Source organism: Nocardiopsis ansamitocini (assembly GCF_030268225.1).
GTDB classification, from domain to species: domain Bacteria; phylum Actinomycetota; class Actinomycetes; order Streptosporangiales; family Streptosporangiaceae; genus Nocardiopsis_D; species Nocardiopsis_D ansamitocini.
The window spans coordinates 1-20,551 of sequence record NZ_BSQG01000016.1; the positions used below are offsets into that span (position 1 = coordinate 1).

Below are 20,551 nucleotides of genomic sequence, written 5' to 3' on the forward strand. Positions count from 1 at the left end.
GTGGGTGTGGGTGTGCCAGGCGTCGTAGACCTGGGTGAGGGTGGGGTTGTGGTCGGTGGCTGCGTGGAGGAGTTGGTGGGCTTGGGTGGTGGTGAGGTGGGGGGGTGCGTTGGGGGTGGTGCGGTGGTCGGGGTTGGCGCCGTGGGTGGTGAGGATGGCTCGGGTGGTGGGGTTGTTTTCCCAGGTGGTGAAGGTTTCTTCGAGCCAGGCGCGTTTGTCGCCGTAGGTGGGGTTGGGGGTGGCCGTCCACCTGAGGGTGTCGAGGTTTTGTTTTGGCAGGGTGAGGCGGTGGGTGGTGGCGAGGGTGTGGGGGGTGTGGCCTTGGTGGTGGTGTTGGTAGAGGGCCCAGGCGGTGTCGAGGTCGGTGGGGCGGTTGGGGGTCAGGGTGAAGCTGTTTTGGGTGAGGGCGCTGGTTTCTTCGGGGGTGAAGGGGTGGGGTGGTGCGGTGAAGGGGGGTTGGGTGGCGCGGGTTTTGCCCTTGTCGGGGCGCGGGGTATGGGCGGCGGCCTCGTCGTCGGAGGAGTCGGAGAGGGCGTCGGAGGGGGCGTAGATGTCGTCGGAGGAGTCGGAGAGGGCGTCGGAGGGGGCGTAGATGTCGTCGGAGGCGGCTTTGTCGCGGGGTGAGTCGCCGGTGGTGTCGTGGGTGGTGAGTGTGGTGGGGGCGAGGTAGGTGTCGGTGGGGTTGAAGCCGGTGCCGGTGGCGTGGGTGGCCCAGGCGGTGTCGGTGGTGGTGAGGGTGGGGTCGATGCCGAAGCCGGGGTCGAAGCCGGGGTCGAAGTCGGTGTTGAGGTCGGTGTTGAGGTCGTGGGCGAGGGTGGCCCAGTCCATGGAGTCGTCGGGGGTGAGCCAGGACATGTCGTCGGTGTCCATGGCGTGGGTGTGGTCGGTGGTGAGTGCGGGGTCGATGGGGGTGGGTTGGGTGGTGAGTGCGGGGTCGTCGGTGAGGAAGGAGGGCAGGGGGAGGTTGTCGTTGGTGGGTGAGGCGAGGTCGAGGGTGTCGAGGTCGTAGTAGGTGGGGTCGTCGTAGGTGATGGTGTCGGGGTTGGTCCAGTCGACGTTCATGGCGTCGGGGTCGCTGGTGTCGTCGTTCGGGCTGGGCGCGGGTGCCGGGGAGTCTTGCCAGGAGTCGGTGTCGGTCCTGAACGGTGCCAGTGCCGGTGTCGGCGCCTGCGCCGTCGGTGCGGTGGCGGGTGTGGTGGGGTCGGTGGTGATGCCCAGGGTGGTGAGTCGGTCGAGGGCGGGTTGGAGGAGTCCGGTGTTGTGCCAGGTGTTCCAGATGGTGGTGAGCGCTGTTTCGCGTTGTGCGGGGGTGTGGTCGCGGCTGGGGTTGGATCCTTCGCTGACGTGGGTCAGGCTTTGGCCGCGGACGTGGTGGTCGTAGTAGGCGGTGAGGGCGGAGGCGGCGTCCCATCCGGCGGCATCAACGGGGACGGTGAGGCCGGCGGTGACCGTGCCGAGCTGGTCCCGGGTGAGGTCGGCGATGCGGTGGGGGGCGGTGTAGGGCATGGGGCCGCCGACGCCCTCTGCGGGGCGCTCCAGGGCGGGGCGCAGCAGGGCGGCGATGCGGTCGAGGTGGTGCTGGCGCAGGCCGTAGATGGGGGACAGCGCGGCGGCGTTCATGACGTTGTCGCGTGCGCCGTCCACCCGTGAGGAACTGGCCCGGGTACGGAAGACACTGCCCCCTGCCTGGTCCTTGACGTTCTCCCCGTAGTTGTCGGGCAGCCCGGCGGCCCGGTGCAGGAACTCGTGCAGGAGAGTCCCGGCGTTCGCCTCCACCGCCCAGCTCCCCGAACTGCTTCGGGGGACCGTGCCGTTGGCACCGGTGGGCAGCCAGACGACGGTGCCGTGCACGGGGTCCCCGTCGGGCGAATCGGTGGCGTCCTCCAGCCGGAAATGCAGCTGCGGGCCGGGCGTGCCGTCCGCGTTCGACAGGCGGTGCCGGAAGTTGACGACCGTGTCGATGTCTTTTCGCAGTCGGGCCAGGGCGTCCTTCGTCTTGGCGTCGACGTGTGCCCTGACGTCGTCGTTGCTCGGGAAGTCGTTGTGCTCCTTGCTGTAGGAGGTAGTGAACGCCTGCTCGAGCTTGCCGGTGTCGAAGGCGACGCGCCAGGTGACCTCGGCCGCGTGGGTGGGCGCCGCGGTCCCGGCCGTGCCCGCGTCGGTGGCGGACCCCGTCGTCCCGGCAGCGGGCGTGATGGGCACCACCCGCACCTCGACCTGGGTGGAGTTGCCGTAGGTCCGGATGGACGGGGGACGGAAGGGCTGGTCTGCTCCATCGGGACGGCCGGGCACCGTCACGGTGCGCTCGCCCGTGGCGGTGGGGTCCGCCGGTCGCGCGATCGTGGTTCCGAGTTTCGGCTCACGGAAGGAGACGTCGATGCCTGAGGCATCGGTGTCCCTGTTCACACCGATGGTGGTCACGGGTGTTGAGGCCCGGTTGTCCGACCAGCGGTTCGCGCGGACCAGGTTGGTGTGGACCGGCGCGGGAAGGCTGGGGCGTCCGGCGGTGATCTCGGAGAGCCGGGCCAGCGAGACCGGGGTGACCCGTGCGGGGGGCGGGACAACCGTGGCGCTTTGTTGTTGGCCGGTGTTGTTCTTGTTCTTCTGCTCGCGGGCGAGCTGGGACTCGCCGGACTCGGTGAGGCCGAACCAGGAAAGGAAGTCGGGGACGCCGGTCGCGAGGCCGGGGGTAGCGGTGGAAACCTCGGAGGAAGGCAACCAGTCCAGGTCCGCGTGAACCGAGAAGACGTCGACACCGGGGTCGACGACCTCCACGCGCAGGCGCAGTACGGGGTTGGGGCCGAGTGGGCTTTGCTGGGCGTTGGTGGCGGCGTCGCGCAGGGTGTAGGGCAGGGTGTGGGTTTTGCCGTGGGAGTCGGTGACGGTGCGGCCCCCGTTGACGACGTCCTCCATCGAGCGTACGAGCCTCTGCTCGGCCCGGGAGACCATCGCGGCGTCCCGTTGGCCGGTCGCCGGGGAGCGGCGCAGCCGGATCACGACCTCGATCGTGTCGGTGCCGTGGAAGCCGCCGGGGGTGTGGTTCCACTCGACACGGGGGTGGATGGGTGCGGTATCGCCCTGGCGCTGGGTCAGCAACGCGTGCAGGGCGGCGGAACCGTCGTCGATGGCGATCCCCATGCTCTGCCCGGGGGTGCTGTCGAAGGCCTGGAGAAGGAGGCGGTCCGGGACCACCGCCGTGTTCTTCGTCGGACTGATCAGGGAGTCCCACGCCTGAGGGCTGTCGGGGGCGGCGAGCTGCTTGCTCTTCATGACCCATTCCAGGGCGGACCGCAGGTCACCGGCCTCGCGCAGGCGGTCGGTGAGGGCGAGCGTCAGGTTTTCCTCCTCCCTCGACGAGAAGACGGTGTCGAAGGACTTGTTGCCGTGGTGCACCTCGTAGTAGCGGACCAGGTGGTCGGCCGCCGCGGTGATGGACATGCCCCCGGGGACGTGGTTCGTGATCAGCGAGGCGAATTGCGATGGGGAGATCGTCTTCGTAAGGCCGGGCTTGGTTTGTGGCCAGCCGGTCGGCACCTGCGGATCGGAGGTGACCCGGCCGGATTCGTCGGTCGGCCGCGGGGCGTCTGCCGTCTCGGGCTGCTCCCCTGAGGGGGTTTCCCGCCGGTCCGACTCGAAGGGTGCGGGGACGTCGGATTCCGAGCCGGATTCCGAGTCGGACCGGTGTGCGGCGATGAGGTCGGGCAGGGTGTCGCGCAGCGCGGGAAGGTCGGCCGTGGCGAGGGCGCCGTTGTCGCGGTGCGCCGCCGACCGCTCGACCAGTTCGTTGTACTCCTGAGCCTTTCCTTCGGCTTCCCCGCGGACCGTGGTGGAGAGAGCGGCGATCATTTCTGACTCCGCGGCGAACAGGGCCGGCCTGTTGGCGTTGGAGGGGGAAAGCGCCTGGGAAAGACCGGTCAGCAGCTTCGCGTTCTTCTCCGCGTCGGCGGCGGCCTCGCGCTTTTCCCTGAGCCCTTGGTCTGCCTCACTGACGACAGCAAGTGGGTGCGGGCGGTAAAGACCTGAGGGGGTGACTTTCAGTTCCTCCGCGAGCCGCACCGCTTGCTCCCGGTACTCTTCCCGCAGTTCACGGGTGAGGTTTTCGGCGTTCTCGATCTCGGCCTCGTATGACTTCCGGCCACCGGAGCGGAGACGCAACTGCCTCAGCCGCTCGGCGGTGAAGCCGAGTTCGTCTGCCCTGGTGCGGGTGTGGGACAGGAACGTGCTGAATCGCACCAGTTCGGCCGACTCGTACTCGTTCTCCGGGAGGGCCAGAGCCGTCCGGATCACATATTCCCTTGCGGTGTCCTCGGCCGTCCACAGAGCCTCGTAAGCCAAGCCCTCGATGCGTTCCGCCTCGTCGGGGAACACGAACGCCCCCTCGCGCGCCGAGGACGCGAGTGCGGTGAGCAGCGCGGCTTCCTCGCTTTCCCGCATGACCTCTTGGTAAGCATCGACGACCCGGTCGTCGCCTTCGGCTGGTCGTCCGAGGTTCGGGCGGAGTTCCGGCGACGGGGAGAGGTGCAGGGCACGCGCGAGTCTGAGCGCTTCCTTGTAGTACCGGTCGTTTGCCTTCTCCGCAGCCTTTTCGTCGCCACGGCTCTCGGCCTTCTCGGCCCGGACGCGGTTCCTGGCCATGGAGGCACCCGAACGGTAGACCGTGATGGAGTCGTCGGCTCGATCGCGTGCGTGCCGAGCCGCCTCGGCGATGTGTGCGGCCTCTCCCGGGAAGGGGAAGTCGTCGTCCTCGGCGGCTGTCCTGGCAAGGGTCGACAGCAGGGCAGAGCGGTGGTACCCGCCCTTCGCCCTGTCGTAGGCGTCGCGGACCCATGCTGAGGCGACCCGGTCGGGAGTCTCCAGGGAGCGGTCCGCCTCGATCTCGAGCATGTCGGCCAGAGAGAGCGCGAGTGATTCGTACTTTTCCCATCGTTTCCTGGACGCGGCGGCGGCGTTGTCCGCCCTCCGGGTGAGGGTCCTCTGCTGAGCGAGGTCCGAGGGCAGGGCGACGTCCTTGCCGGAGAGCACCTCGTCCGCTTCCCTGCGCAGCCGCTGTTCCTCCGCGCGGAGTTCGGTGGCGCGGACGGCGGTACGGTTCATCCCCGCCTCGGCGTGGTCCAGACCGCTGGTCCCGCCCGCGATGAGGAAGTATTCGAGCGCTTGTGCCTCCGCGGTCTCCCGGGCGGTCTGGGCCAGTTCGCCGATCGTCTCTTGTCGGTGGAGAGGGGGAGTCCGGCCGGCGGAGATCTCGTTCTCCAAGCCGGTGAGCAGGGCCGCCTCGTCGACGGCGCGCACGGTCTTCCGGTAGCCGTTGCGGATGTCCCGGTGCGCCCTGGGAGCGGGTTCGGGCCCCGTTGCGGGCAGGAGGGCGGTCGTGTCCCGGGGGACCTCCAGGTAGCGAACGGCGTTCAACACCAGGGGCCGGTACCCGTCCGCGTGGCCGGAAGAGGCCGTCTGCTTGCCAGGGTGGTCCAGGATTTCCTTGAGGTACGTCAGGAGATCCTGTTGCGCGTCTTCTCTTCCCTTCGAGGCGTTCCGCTCAAGTGCCCCCAGTGTCTCCGCTGAGAGCCGTCCGTCGCCACGGAGGTTTTTCGAGAGCGCGTCGAGCGCCGCGGCATTGTTGATGGCGTCCTTGGCGTCGTCGTACGTGAGGCGTGCGAAGGAACGGGCGGAGGACGGCGGCCGGTCCCCGAGGACCATGATCGCGTGGCTCGGGTCGTCCAGACCCAGGAACGTGGCGAACTCCAGGGCGTGCGCCACGAAGTGCTGCTGGCGGTCGTCGGCCCGCTCCGTTGCCTGCCTGGCCAGTGCCTCGGAGTCAGGGGAGTCGGAGTCCGAATCCAGCAACCGGTCGGCCTGTGCGCTCAGCTCCACCTGGTCCGCGTAGTCGCGTTCGAGGCTGGTCGTGTAGTGCGTCCACGCTGCCTCCTCCCTTTCCTGGGAGACGCGTTCGGCTTCGGCGGTGAGCCATTGTGCCTCGTGCGGGAAGCCGGTGGTCCGCGCGTCCTTGGCCCACGACCGCAGTTCGGCCACGCGGTTGTCCGAGCGAACCCTGTTCTGGATGAAGTCCATGTCGGCCAGCCGTTGCTTGGGCGGCAGCGACTCGAACGCCTCGGGAAACTCGGGGGCCGGACGGAGGGAGGGAGTGGTGCCCAGTGCCTGGGCCTGTTCGCGGGCGCCGTACCGGTAGTGGTTCCACTGTTGGGCCGACTCGTCCCTCAACCGGGCCAGCCGCGTTTCCAGTTCCTGACGGGCGGTCCGGTACTCAGGAGCGGACTCGTCGAGGGTTCGGACCTCGGCGGCGGTCTTCTCGGTCTGTGAGCGGAGGTCGTCGATCCGGCGACGGGCACCGGCCAGGAACCGTCCCCGTTGCTCCGGTGTTTCCGCTGCCTGGTATGCCGGGGGTGCCGGGGGCTCGCCGATGTAAAGAGGCGGTGCGGCCTCGTAGCGCGGGTGCGGTTCGGGGAAACGGATCGGGGTCTCGGAGAAGGGAGCAAAGCTCCCCTCCGGCAGGAGCGGCGGGTACTGCTCACCGGTGTCGTGCAGTCCCAGGGTGCCTGTTTCGGCGACCGGGGACAGGCTGTATTCGACCGCCTGTTCGTACAGGGCGAGCGTTGCCTGGCTCAGCATGATCCGGGCGTCGAGAACCTCGAGGTCCCTGTCGGCCGTCGTGAGCAGCCACTGTTGAACGGTCTGGGGCAGCTCCTCGTCGTTCATGAGGTCCCCGCGCTGGTCCATCCCGTAGGAGTAGCGTTCGACCAGCGCCTCGAGCAGCGCGTTCTCTCGTTCCCACATCGTCCGGAGCATCCGCCCCTGCTCGATCCGGACGTCCTGTTGGGGGTGCCCGTCCTGCTGGGGTTGCTGGCTCAGCGTCGACACCAGTTGGCTCAGGAACTCGGGCGGCGCGAGCTGGTCTGCCTCATCCCGCAGCCGTTCGCCCGTTTCCCGGCTCTTCCGGGAGTCTTCGCGGGACCGTTGTGCTGCCCTCTCCTCAAACCCGATTTGTTCGTTCAGGTAGGCGGCGCGTTCGTCGTGGGAGAGGTCCTCTGTATTCAGACGGTCCGTACGTTCACGGTCGAGGGCCCGTTCACGGGCATGGTCGAGTTCTACGGCATTGTGCAGGGAACGCACCTGGTCGCGTGTGCGCGCGTAGCTCTCCTCCACACGGCCGAGCGCGGATTGGGCGCGGTCGAAGACGCGTTGTGAGCGGTCCGCTCGTTCCTGGGCCTCCTGGATCCGGCCGGACAATGCCCCGGCCTCTGCTCTGTACTGCCGGGCCAGCAGGTCGGACTCCAGCGCCCGATCGATTGCCCGCGTGTACTCGTCCTCCGCAGGGGCGTCGAAGACGCGTTGTGAGCGGTCCGCTCGTTCCTGGCCCTCTTGACCCTGGTTGAGCAGTGCGTCGGCGTCGTTCCGGTGCTGCCGGGCCTGCCGGTCGGCGGTCATCGCCTGGACGAGCAGTTGGCTCCTGCGGGCCGTCAGGGTGTTGAGCGCGGCCTGGTCGTGTTCGCGGGCGTCGCGGGACACGGCCCTTTGCTTGTGGGCGTCCAGGATCTGGTCGAGCAGGGCGTCGGCGTCGTTCTCGCGTTGCCTGGCGAGTCGCTCGGCACCGGAGATGCGGTCGCGGACCTCCGCGATGGAACGGGTGTAGTAGCCGCGATCGGCTCCGGCCGGAGAAGTTCCCGGGCCTTCCCCCTTCTTTTCCAGTTCGGCGAGTATGGAACGGGTGCGGTCGTCGAGATCCGTTTCGTTCGGAGAAGTTCTCGGGGCTTCCTCGTCCAGTCCGGCGAGTTCCGCCCGGTGGTCCTTCACCCTCTGTTCGTGATCCAGCGCCTCCTGGAGCTGTTCCTGGGCCGTCCACAGATGTTTGTCGGAGTCGGCGCGCAGGCTCCGGAACTTTTCGTTGAGGGTCCGGCTCTGCCCGCTGCCCTCGATGAGTTCATTGACCCGTTCCCTGAGAAGCGCTCGACTTTGCTGACCTTCTTCGCGGAGGTCGTGTACGGCACTGTCGAGAGCGAGAGCGGTGCGTGGAAGGCCGAGGAACAGAAGGGCGGCACGCCGCGCGTTCATTTCGTGGAACGCGCGGTTGGCCTCGGCCGCCGTGCGGTGGACGGTCTGGGCTTCGGAGTAGGCCGAGCTGTGTGCGAGGTCGCTTCCGACGAGGGGCATGGACTCGTCGATCCGCAAAGCGCTTGTGAGTTCCCGGAGCCGGTCGTGGAACTCTCCGGGAAGGGGACGCCCGGTGCTTCCGAAGACACCGTCGTCCTGACTGGAGGCTTGGGCGAGGTTCGAGGAGGAGGTGTCCACGAGGTGATGGGCGTAGGACAGGAGCGCGTTCGTCCCCAGCTCCCAGATGCGCGCCAGGTTCCGGCCCTCTGAGGACGCCGGGAGGTCGCCCGTGAGGGTGCGGCCGTGGCGGATGACCGAGTCGAGTTGGGCGAGGAGTTCCCGGGAGCGCGGCTGCGCGTTCTGCTGCCCCGTGGACAGGGCGAGCGTGATCTCGCCGATCAGCCGGTCTGCCCGGACGAGCTCCGCGAAGGCGGGGGGGAGGCCCGCGATTGCCGACGCGTCCGCCACCGGGAGGGCGGTGCGCGGTTCCGCGTCGCTGCCGTCGTCGGAGGCCTCCGAGTCCAACAAGATCGCGCCAGCGTTGTGGAAGGTAGGGGGCCACGCGGTCAGTCGCGGCCGGTCGTCCTCGGAGTCGGAGTCCAGACGCCACTCGGGCTCCGCTCCCTGGTCGTCGTCGGAGGACTCCGACGAGGTCTCGTCCGCCCCCTGGTCGAGGTGGACCGGGAAGACGAGCGGTGAACGGACGGCACCGTCCATGGGGAGGGGCGCGGTCGGAGCGTTGGGCAGGTCGGGGTGTCCGCCGGCGGCGATGTACTCCTGCCTGGCGGCGTCGAGGGCCGTGTCGGCCTCGGCGGCCACCAAGCGCAGCCGCGCGGCTTCCTCCAGGCCGGACTGGATCTCGGGATGGGTGTCGGGCCAGCCGTTTCGGGCGCGCTGGTCCCGGAGGTCCGTCTCGTGGCGGACGAGGTCGTAGTGTGCCCGGCCGGCGTCGCTGCGGGCCCGGTCGAACGCGGTCGAGTCCGGGGCCGCGGGCGCGGTGTGCTGATGACCCCCTTCCTCAGCGCGGAGGGTCATGACCTGGACGTCGTGGTTCTGCTGTCCTTCTTCTCCGCCTTGAGAGGGCTCGGTGCCTTGTCGGCCGCCTTCCTCGCTCTGCGCGGCCTCGGTGTAGGCCCGTAGTGCCTCCTCTGCCTCGGTCCGGGCGCGGGCGGCGAGGTCGCCGATCGCGCCCGTTTCCTCGGCGAAGGGGAGTCCGCCGTCGCGGACGGCCTCGGCCACCGCCTCGATGGTGGAGGCCTCCCCGGCGGTGTTCCTGGCGCGCTCGTAGGCTGCCGTCACACTCTCGGACGCGCTTTGAGAGGGATCGGGGATGTCCCGGACCGCGGTGGGATCGCCGGCGATCCGGTGGGTGCGTGCCAGGTCCAGCACCAGGGAGCGGTAGGAGCGCCGCATCTGCGCCGCTGTCTGTTCCGCGAGGTGTTCCAGGCGTGACGGCGCGCCCGAGCCGTCCGTACCGTGCGTCTGGTCGCGCAGTCGCTGGGCGAGGGCCTCCAGCTCGGCGGCCCGGGTGCGGTCGTGGGCGAGGTAGGCCCCTTCTCGGCGCGCTCCGTCGTCGTCCCGGCCCCGCACGGCCGTCTCGGCCTCCAGGGCGGCATGGTCGCGGGCGATCGTCTCGGCGATCTGGCGGGAGGTGCTCGCTGCGGCTTCCAGCTGGTCGGCCTCGTTGGCGAGCCGGGAGCCGTCCTCGCGGGCTGCGGAGGCGAGCCCCTCCAGCAGTGCCGCCTCCTCCACGGAACGGGTCACGCCCGTGTGGCTCTCCCGCAGGGCAGGGGGGCCTTCCGGTGCGGGAGCGGGGCTGGGGAGCAGGGTGGGGACCGGGGTGACGTTCAGCGTCCGTGCGAGTTCGAGCGCTTCGCGTCGGTAGTCCGTCCACAACCGCTCTGTATGGTCCTCGACCTGCTGGACTTCGTCGTCGAGCAGGGCTGCCAGGGGTCCGTAGCCCTGCTGTTCCGCCTCCTCACCGACCTGTCGCAATTGGTCGGCGTGGTGTCCGAGCACGGCTATCCGGGTGCGGTCGTAGTCCAGGCGTGCCCGGTGCCGCACGAGGTCGATCGACTCGTTCTGGCCCATGTTGACCTGGGCCTCCAGTCCGGCGTGCTCCCGTGCCGTCTCCTCGGCGGCCTGGCGGGCCTCCCGGACGGCGCCGTCCAGGAACTCTGCCTCGTGGGAGGAGAGGACCGTCGTGCCGCGAACGTGGTCGGCGAGGGCGGTCAGCAGTGCCGCTTCCTCGCGGCTCTGTTCGGCGTCACGACGACTGTCGTCGAGACCGTCGAAGGGCGCGAAGGCCGGGGGGTGGGGGAGGAGCGCGGAGTCGACAGGGTCGAGGGACAAAAGACGGGCGAGCGATCGCGCCGACTGCCGGTAGCCGAAGTCGTTTCCGCGGTCCTCTCCGCGCTCCGCCGCCTCTTCGGTGCGGGTCTGGTGGTCACGCAGGTCGGCGAGCGCGTCGGAGACGCCGGTGGCCAGTTCCCGGTACGAGTTCGTCTGGGCCTGGGCCGTCTGCTCCAGAAGCCGGGCCATGTTCGCGAGCCGTTCGCCTTCGCCGGAGAGCGGGCTCCCCGCGCTCCCCGCATCGTCGGCGAGCTGCATGAAGACGTCGGCGGTGGAGTCCGCGACACGGGCGTTGTCATACGCGGCCCGGACGGTTCCCGGAACGTCGTTCCCGGGCTCCGGACCGAGATCGGTGACGCCTTCGCTTCGGGGCTCGATCCCCAGGAGAGGGGCCAGCCCCAGGCCCTCGTGGAGGTAGAGGTCCCAGTACCGAGGGGCGTCGTTCGTCGCCTGTACCGCCTGAAAGTTGAACAGCCGGCCCTGTTGGGACGCTCCTTGAGCGAGGGCCTCCCTGGAACGGGTGTTCAGCGTCTGCGCCTGCGAGTCGAGCGCTGCGGCCCAGGCACCGACACGGGTCATGGCCGCCCGACGCCCGGGGACATCCGTTCCGGTACCGTCGCCGTTCGGCGCGGTGATCCGGGTGTAGTCCAGGACGGCCTGTTCGGCGAGGTCGCGGGCCGTCGAGGCGGCGTCGGGGAGCAGGGACCCTTCGCCGGAGAGCAGCAGTGAGCCACCGGCGGCGGTCTGGTTCAGGCCCTCGACGAGTGCTGCTTCCTCGGACAGGCGAACGGCGTCGAGGTAAAGTCCGTGAGCCTGCTGCGGGGCGTCTCCAGCCGGCGGCGGACCGGGCGGCAGGTGCGTCTGGCTGCTGGACGCCACATCGAGGTAGCGGGCGGTCGCGGCGGCGAAGGACCGGTAGTCCTGGAAGAGACGGTCGGACAGCTGGGGGTCCGCCATCGCGGTATGCGCGACGGACAACTGCGTCCGCAGGTCGGTGAGCGCGTCCGCCAGGTACTGCTTGGCGAAAAACCTCTGGTTCGCGGTGCCCCCTCGCTGCATCCGGTCGAAGGCGTCCGCCTGCTCGGTGCTGAGGAAACCCTGTTCCCTCCCTTGCCTGGACAACCCGGCGAACGCTTCCAGCTCGCGGAAGTTCTGCTCCATCCCCTGGTAGCGGACGCGGATACCGTCCGAGTTGCCCTCGCGCGGGCGGATCTGGACGATCGCTTCCGGGATGGCCGGGGAGCTCAGACCGAGGAGGTCGGCCAGTTCCATGGCGTACTGCCAGAAGTGATCTTTGCGTTCCTCGGATTTCCGTTGGGCCTCCTGTGTCTCCTGGACCTGCTCGGGGGAAGCGGCGGGGCGCGCCTCCAATTCGTCGGCTCGCCTTTCCAGCTCCGCCTGGTCGGTGAAGGAGCGGATCAGGTTCGCGGTGCGGTGCTCCCGCTCGATCTGTGCCCCTTCCTGCTCGACCCGGTCGGCCTCCGTGGTCAGCCAGTCGGCCTCGTTGAAGAAACCGGTCGTGCGGGAGTCCTCCGCCCAGGACCTGAGTTCCACCACCTGGTGGCGGCGTGCGTCTGCGAAGGCCCGGTGGTCCAGGACGGCCAGCCGCTCCTTCTCGGGAAGACTGTTCAGGACCTGAGGGAGCCCCGAGTGCCCGGCTGGGGGAGGTGTGGTGCCGAGTACCTCTGCGCGCTGGCGGGCCGCGTGGCGGTACCTCTCCCACTGCCGTTCGAGCAGTTTCTCCGGCGGGGCCGGTCGGGTGGCGATCCCGTCGCGGAGGGTGATGGGTGCCGTTTCGTCGGTGTTTCCGATCTTTGTGCGCAGGGCCTCGATCTCGTGGCGGATACGGGCCAGATCCACGCCGCGCCGTTCCATCGCGCCCAGGGTGGGAAACTCGATGTAGCTGGGGGGACGCGGAGGGTCGGGCGTTTCGGTGGTGTCGGACGTTTCGGTGGTGTCGGCGGTCGCGGGCGTTTCGGTGGTGTCGGGCGTTTCGGGCGCAACCGGCGGAGCGGCGCTGTAGAGGGGGGGCGGGTCGGGCAGCCGAATCGGCAGCCCCGTAACCGGGTCGAGGGAACCGTTAGGGACCGCCGGAGGGTAATGATCCCCCATGGCGTGCAGCCCAAGGGTTCCCGGAGCGGTACCGGTGAACAGGGAGTGCGCCATTACCTGGGCATAGGCATCCATGGCTCCCCGGCTCGCGTGGATCCTGCCCTCCACGAACCCCAGGTTCTCCTGGACGATGTGGGTGCGCCATTGGCCGAGGGCCTCCGGCTGGCCCGCGGTGTTGTTGACGGCGAACATCTGTTCCGTCCAGTACCTCTGCTGTTCCACTAGAACGTCGAGGAGGTCGCTCTGCTGCTCCCAGAGCGAACGGATGGCGGTGTGGTCGCCGGAGTCGATGCCGGCTGCCTCCGCCAGTCGCCTGACGTCGTCGGCCATCGCGTCCCGCGTTTTCTGCGCCTCCTCGCGATCCGCTTCGCTCTTCTCCGCAAGGCGCTTGGCCTCGTCGCGCAGTTCCTTCGCCTTCTGGGTTTCCTCCCTGATCCGCTCCCGGAGCCTGTCCTCCCGTTCTGCCGAGGAGGGAATCGGTGTCGTCGGCCGTTCGTCCAACGCGCGCTCCATGGCGTCGGCACGGGCGTTCTCCAGCGCGGCCTCGGCACGCAGGCTTCTCACCTGGTCACGGAGCTGGGGGTAGAGCATCCTCAGACGATCGGTGTGCGCGGACGGTGTGGAGGCCTGCATGACCTCGCCGAACGCCCTGTCGGCGCGGTCCGCGAGTTCTCGTGCCTCTTCGTCGAGGGCGCGAGCCCGCTCACGCGTCTCCTGGACGGTCGAGGGCGTGTAACGCTCCTCGGGGCTGGGGGCCGTGATTGCCCCCTCCTCACCGCTTCGAACGGTGGAAAGGCCGGCGAGTTCCTTCCGGAGGTCGGTGAGTTCCTGCCGGAGGTCGGTGCGGGTCTGCTCGTGGACCCGCGCCTGCTGGAAGGCTTCCTGCGCGTCCCACAGGTGTTGATCGGCGGAATAGATCAGCTGGTCCACCTGAGAGCCGGAGGTTGCCAGCGTGGCACCGGGACCGGTCACTGCTGCGCTCAGCCGGTCGACCTCCGTCCAGGCGTCGGTCGTCCTCTGGAACAGGGAGTTCCGGTCACCGAGCCCCGACAGGGTGTTGGACAACCCGACGGAGGTCAGCGCCGCGCGTTGTGCATCCAGTTCGTGGAGTTCGCGGGAGATCTGAGCAGCCTCGATGTGGGCGTCGCGCGCGGAGGGGAGAAGTGTGCTCAGCCGAGGGTCGCCCAGAGCTGACTCCGTCGCGTGGTAGCCGAGCAGCTCGGCGAGCCTGTGGGCGGATTCCCGGACCGTCTGCGGGAGCGCCTGCTCGGTCGGTGCGGATCCCCCGTCTTCCGTTCCGGTCCGCTGGGCCTGTGCGGAGGTCTCCACGAGGTGGTGGGCGTAGGCCCGGAGGGCGTTCGCGCCCAGTCCCCAGGCTTCCGCCAGGTCCCGGTGGCTCACCAACGGGGTCGCGAATGTGTCCGCTGCTGCGAGGTTCCTGGAAAGGAGGCCGTCGAGTTCCGCGAGAAGATCCCTCGCCCTGTCCGCGGTAGTGGTCGAGACTTCGGACAGGGCCTCGGTGATCCGACCCACCAGCGCGTCTGCGTCGCGGAGCACGGAGAAGGCCGGGTGGAGGTCGGTCTGCCGCCCGGCAGCGATCCCGGCGTCGTCGTTCCCGACGGAGTCCTGGGCCCCGAAGAAGTCGTCCGGGTTCTCGGGGTCGGGGAAGATCGAGCGTGTTTCCCAAGCCTCGCCCTCGAAGTCGGAATCGGAAACGGAGTTTTCCGTGTCCTGCTCGATGGTGACCGGGAAGACGAAAGGCGTATCCGCGCTGGTGGACGGAGCGTCGATCCCTTGCGCATCGGATATGGCCCGCGGCACGGACACGCCGTGATCACCGGTAACGGTCTCGGCCGGCAAGGGAAGGAGGAGCCGCTCGGGCGTGCTCCGGTCGCTCCAGGTGCCGCCGTGCTCCGTGTAGGCGCGGCGGACATCGACGAGGTCGGTGGTGGCGACACGGGTCTCGATCTGCGCGCGGGAGGTCTCTTCGCGCGCGAGCCGGGTCCCGGTGGCACTGCCCCGCGCGTCGTCCAGACGCGCTCGGGCGAGGTCGGCCTCTGCGTAAGCGGCGTCCAGGCGCAGTTGCGCGGCAACGGCCCGGGACCCGAGGTAAGCCGGATCGTCGGGGGAGATCGCGAAGTTGTTGCGGAAGTTTTCGAGATCGGTCTCGTAGCGCACCGCCCGTGCCTGGGCGGCCGCCACCCGCGAACGGGCCTCCTCCACCGGGGTGACGGGACGCTCGGCCGACGTCTGGGTCGGTGTTCCGTCAACCGGGAGGGACTGCTCGATCCGGGCCGTGTAGACCGTCAGGTCGAACGGACCGGTCGGGCCCGAGTCGGCCCGCATATTGCCGTGCTCGTCCATGGTGAGCCCGTACGGGTCGGGCCGCCAGCCGTCCGGCTTGGTCCAGTGGTTGGGGACGATCTCCGCCTCGATCAGCCAGGACTTCATCCCGTAGGGGTCGGGACGCCTGCTGACGGAGTGGAACAGGATGGTGTAGTCACGCTTGCCCAACACCTCCTGCTCGTCCTGGCCGTTGCGGACGGTCTTTTCGGCGTTGAGCGCCGGGTAGCCCTCGGGGACGCGCAGGACCGTGTAGATACGGCGGTTGGTGTAGGTGGGGTCCACGCGTGTCGACGCGGACATGTAGCCGGGTTCGGTGTGCGTCCTGCCGACGAGGCCGAGCATGCCCTGCTCGTCGTTGACGCTCACGCCGAGACGGGCCGCGAAGTCGGGGTTGTATCCCCGGTAGAGGACGGCCGGCTCCGGCAGGGAGGAGGCGGCGATGGCCGAGTCGATGGCGCGTACGGCTGTGGCAAGCGACCGGGTCGGGGAAGCAGGCGGATTTTGCAGGGCCTTGTTCACTACGTCGCTGCCCTCGGCCCGGTACCACCGGACGTACGCGGTCTGGTCGTTCGTCAGCGGTGGAACGGGAAAGTCGTTCCGCAGCCACGCGTTGCCCTCGGTCCCGGAGAAGGGGGCCCGTCCGGAGCGCATTCCCTGGCTACCCTGTCGGGACTCCCACGCCTTGGGCGGCGTGTTCCAACCGTCCTCTGTGGGAGGAGCCTCGGCCAGAGCCAGATTGACGTGGGTGGTGGGGTTGTTCTGCCATTCCTGGATGGCGGTGTGGTGGTCGGGGGTGGTGGTGATGGGCGGGGCGGTGGTCTGGCCGGGTGTGGGTGTGGGTGTGGGGATGAGTGTGGTGGTGGGGGTGTTGTCGGGGGTGTAGGTGCCGCCTTCTTGTTGGTAGGCGGTGTGTGCGGTGTCGAGGTCGTTTTGGGCGGTGCGGGTTTCTGCGGCCGCGTGTTCGGTGATTGTTGTGGCGCGGTTTTGTGCGAGGGGGGTGTCGTTGTGGGCGTCGAGGGTTTCGGCTTGGGCGAGGCGGGTTTGTGCGTGGGCTGCGTCCAGGCGTAGTTGTGCGGCTACGACCATGGAGCCGAGGTAGCCCAGGTCGGTGTAGAAGAGGCCGCGGTCGATGCGGGTGTTTTCCAGGGTGGTTTCGTAGCGGACCACGGCGGTGTTGGCTGCGGCCACCTCACGCTGCGCGGCCTGGATGGGGGAGCGGCCGGTGGTGGCGGGGGTGGTGGGGTCGATACCCGGGGTCGGGGTGGGGCCGAGGTCGGGGAGTTGGGTGAGGTGGACCCGGGTAACGCCGTCCGGTGCCGGTGCGGGGGCGTCGGACATGTCCTCGTCGGAGCCCGAGTCGTCCATGTCTTCGTCGGAGTCCTCTCGCCGGGGCGATGTGGAGTCCAGGTTCATGGCGTCGCCGAGGCCGAGGGCGTTCGAGGCTATTTGTCGCAGGTAGCGGTTGTAGTCCTGTGTGGCGTTTTGGTCCAGAGTGTCCAGAATGTGGTCGATTCCGGCTGTGTGGTTGTTCAGGCCGGGCAGGACGTTCTCTGTTTCCACCTTGTTGGAGAGCGCACGGATAGTGGAGGCCCGCTGGTCGCTTTCCACCGCTTCGTCGAAGGCCCAGCGCAGTTCCTGCGGGGCGTCGAGCGCGGGGGGGTGGGCGAGATGATCGGGCCGGCGGTAGTCGATGCCCATTACCCGGGCCAAGGCGAGTGCGGCCTGGGTCTGGGTGTGGCGATGCTGGCGGGCTTCGGCGAGGCGGCTTTGCGCCTCGAGGTCCGTGGCGCGTTGGTTCGCACTGGTCATGACGCCGGTGATGTAGGTGATCGCGGCGTTGTTGCGCAGGGTGGTGGCGAGGTTGTCCAGTGGTTGTGCCTCGGCTTGGAGGCCGGGGTCTCCGTGTCCGCGGGCGTGCTGAGCCAGGCGCTCGATGGTGGAGGCCTCGCGGTCGGCTTGCAGGGCGCGTTCGTGGGCCGCGCGGATCTGGGGGGAGTCGTGGCCGGGAGGCGGTGTGGGCAGCGAGGTGGTGGAGTCGGTGTTGATGTTGAGGACTTGGGCCAGGCGCAGCGCGTGGGAGCGGTTCTGCTCGGTGAGCTGGTCGATGGCTTGCAGGGTGCGGTCGCGGGTGTTGCGGGGGGTGCGTGAGGGGCCGGTGGAGCCGGGAACGTGGAGGGTGTCGTTTTGGCGGCGGGTGTGGGCCATGGCCTCGACCAGGTAGGTCTGGGCCATGTCGCGGGCTGTTTCCCGTGCGCCCTCGGCGATGTCGGGGAGGTCTTGGGCGTCGAGGTCGGTGTTTCGTGGGAGGGCGAACCCGGGGGTTTGCGCGGCGTCTGCCAGGGCCTGGATCACCGAGGCGTTGCGGCCGGCTTGCATGGCTTGCTGGTAGGCGTCGTGGACCGCGTTGGGGGCCAGGACCGGAGGTTCCCCGAGGCCGGGGAAGGCGCGGCCGGGAATCCGCAGGGTTCGGGCGATTCCCAGCGCTTCCTCTTGGTCGGGGTGCAACTGGTAGGGGGTGCTCTGGCCGACCCGTTCGCGCAAGTGCTGGGCTTCGTCTTGGAGGCGTTGGGCGCGGTCGGTGAGCCAGGCGGCTTCGCGGGGGAAGCCGGTGGCGGTGGCGGTGTTGGCCCAGGTGCGGTAGTCGGCGGCGCGGTCGTTGAGCCGGACGGCGGCGTTGAAGTCGTTCATCGCCAGAGTGCGCAGCTCGAGGGGGATTGATGCCAGGGAGGGCAGGGGCCGCACCGGCAGGACGGGGGAGCGTTCGGTCCTCATGTCCTGGGCCAGCTCGCGTGCCGCGCGTTCGTAGGCGTCGGTGTCGCGTTGGATCTGCTGGTTCAGGTCGGCTTGCCGGGTGAGCAGGTCCTGGTAGGCGGGGGAGTCGAATCCGCCGTCGACGAACACCAGTTCCGTGATTTCTTCTCCGGCGCGTTCGACCTGCCGGTGCAGGGCGTCGATGGTGTGGCGGGAGCGGGCCAGGAGACGGCCGCGTTCCTCGGCCTGGCGGGCGGTGGGGGGCTCGTATGCCGGGGGCAGGTCCCCACGCTGGGCCTCGGAGTAGGAAGGTGGCCGGCCCTCGTTGAAAGCGGCCGCTTCCTGGCGTTCTGTTTCCGCTTCTGCCTGTCTGGCTTGTTCTGTCCGTGCCTCGGAGAAGTGGAACCGGGCCTGGTTGATGCGTTGTTCGTCCGGGGGGTTGAGGAACGCGGCGATCGTTTCGGGCGAGGCGATCGGGGCCATGACGTACCGCACGGCTGCGGCGTAGGCGTGGCTCAGGCTATCGGATTGGCTCCACCGCTGATCGAGGAAGGTCTCGTCGGAGTCGGTGGTGGTGCGGTGCCATTGGTGCAGCTCGTTGCGTTGGCCGAGCACGGGCAGGGCGAAGGCCACCTCGCGTCGGTGTCCTTCTGCTCCGCCCAGCTGCTGGCGCAGGTTCCGCTCGGCGAGGTAGCGGTCACGGAACGTTCGCGCGGCGTCGATGCTGGTGGGGTCGCCCTCATAGTCCCCGAGAAGCCGCACCAACGCGGCGAATTGGATCCGGCTGTCGTTGCGGTGCCGCTGGATTTCTCGCTCGAAGTTGGCGGCGCTTTTTTCATGGTCACGGACGTTTGCCTCGATCGCGTCGAGCCTTCTCGTCGCGGTGTCGATCCTTTCGCGGAGTGCGGTTTGCTGCTGGTCGGCCTCCATAGCGGCCCGGGATGCGGATTCCTGGTGGCGGTGGAGTGCGTCGGCGCGTGTCTGGTGAAGCGAGGCTTCCGCGGTCAGAGAACGTGTCTGTGCGCGAAGCCCGTCGTATTCACCCTCGATCTCACGGACTCGTTGCTCCAGGGACTCGACTCGTTGTTCGACCGGGCCGGTTTGTTGTTGGAGCTGTTGGATCTGCTGTTGCTGGAAGGAACGCGCGGTCGGGAAGGCGAACCCAATCTTGCCGAGCTGTCCGTAGGCTCTGTTGAGCTGTTCGGTGAGGGGGGCGAGTTCTTTTCGGGCGGCGGCGAGCTGTTGTTGGGTGTCGGCGAGCCGGACCAGGACCTCGTCGGATCGGGTGTGTGCCTGCTCGGCGTCGTGGCGGATCTCGTCCGCTGTTTGGCGGGCCTGGTCGGCCAGCACGGCGTAGTCGGTCTGGGATTCGGTGTCGGCCTCGCTGCGGTATTCGGGGGGGAGCAAAGCGTCGAGTTCGTCGTAGGCGTCCTCGACGGCGCGCCACTGCTGGTCGAACTCGGCACGCGCGTTTCTGGCCGTGTTCCTTGCGCTCTCGGCCTCGCGTCGAAGATCGCGTTCCAGAGCGTTGTGCTCGCTGAGTTGGTCCCTGACTTCCCGCAGTTGTTCGATCCGTCTGTCCACAGCGGCGGACAGTTCGCGTGCCTGCGGCATTTCGCGCTGCACCAGGTTGGAGGCCATTCTCAGCCCGACCGCTTCGATGCCCAGGGCAGTGACTGCTTCGCGCGAAGCGTTGAATGCGTGGGCGCGCCCGTTCAGCTCCGCTGTCCTGTGGAGGTTTTCGCGGAAATCGTTCAGGGACAGGGTGAGAGCGAAATCGCCGGCGGGGGTGTAGGGATCGAAGCCCAAGGTTTGGGCCGTTTGCCGGGCGTGGCCGAAGTAGCCACGCAACGGGGCGGGATGGTCGCCGTTGGGGTTGGTGACGTAGGCCTGGATCGACTCGACCAGGGCCTGGCCGACTTCTTGGCGTGTGGTGGCGGCGGCGGCGAGTTGGGCGAGGTGGGCGGCGTAGTCGCGCAGCATGGCCGCGGCCGCGGTGTGGGCGGGGGCCAGGTGGGGGGAGAGGTCTTGGGGCGGGGTGTTGATGAGGGTGGTGACCTGGTCGAGGAGTTCCTGGCGTGTGGTGGCGCCCTGGGGGCCTAGTGCCTCTGCCTGCTGGAAGTCGCGGATATGCGCGGCGGCGTCGCGCAGCGGGGCGAAGGCCGCACGGTCCTGGTCGGTGAGAAGGCTGGGCGGGCCCCCGGCATCGGTCACGACGGTGGCGACCGTTCCGGCGTCGGAGACCGAAGCATCGGAGTCGGTGCCGTCGATGCCGATGTTCTGGTAGGCGGTGAGCAGGCCGGCGTTGCGTTGTTGTTCCTCGTCCACGGCGCGTTGCAGGGCCGTGATCTCGCCGGGGGTGCCCTGTTGGGTGGTGGTGAGGTGGTCCAGGAGCGCGCGGCGTTGGGCGAGGGTCTGGTTGCTTTCGGTGAGTTGGCTGTGGGCTTCGCGTTCGGCGGTCTCGGCGTCGGCGGCCAGGGGGGTGAGTTCGGTGACGTCGGGGGTGATGCCCAGCTGGGTGAGGGTGGTGGCGGTCGCGTCGTCGGCGAAGGCGAACTGGAGACCGGCTTCGATATCGCTTCCGTTGGCGGCTTCGATCGCGGTGACGGCCTCGGCGGTGTGGTGTTGGGCTTGTCGCAGGGATTCGGGGGAGTCCGGGAAGGGGGCGGTGGGGCTGAAGCCGCGGCGGGCGAAGGGGGTGGTCGCGTCGCTGCTGCCGTTGCTGTGGGCGCTGTAGGTGTTGTGCAGGTGGGTGATGTGGGTGGTGAGGCGTTGGATTTCGGTGTTCAGGACGGCGGCGTGGGCGGTTTCTGCGGCGGGAAGGGTGCCGCGCAGGGTTTCCAGACGTGCCCGGTCCTCGTAGGCGGTGGTGAGCTGGTCGAAGATG

1 protein-coding gene (cut by a window edge) is annotated in these 20,551 nt (G+C 68.9%); it reads right to left on the reverse strand.

Features of this window, described 5'->3' with window-relative positions:
- Window positions 1-20,551: part of an ADP-ribosyltransferase coding region (locus QSJ59_RS23865; RefSeq protein WP_285762021.1), annotated on the reverse strand (this coding region is incomplete at both ends). The annotated region continues 13,968 nt past the right edge of the window; the window shows 20,551 of its 34,519 annotated nt.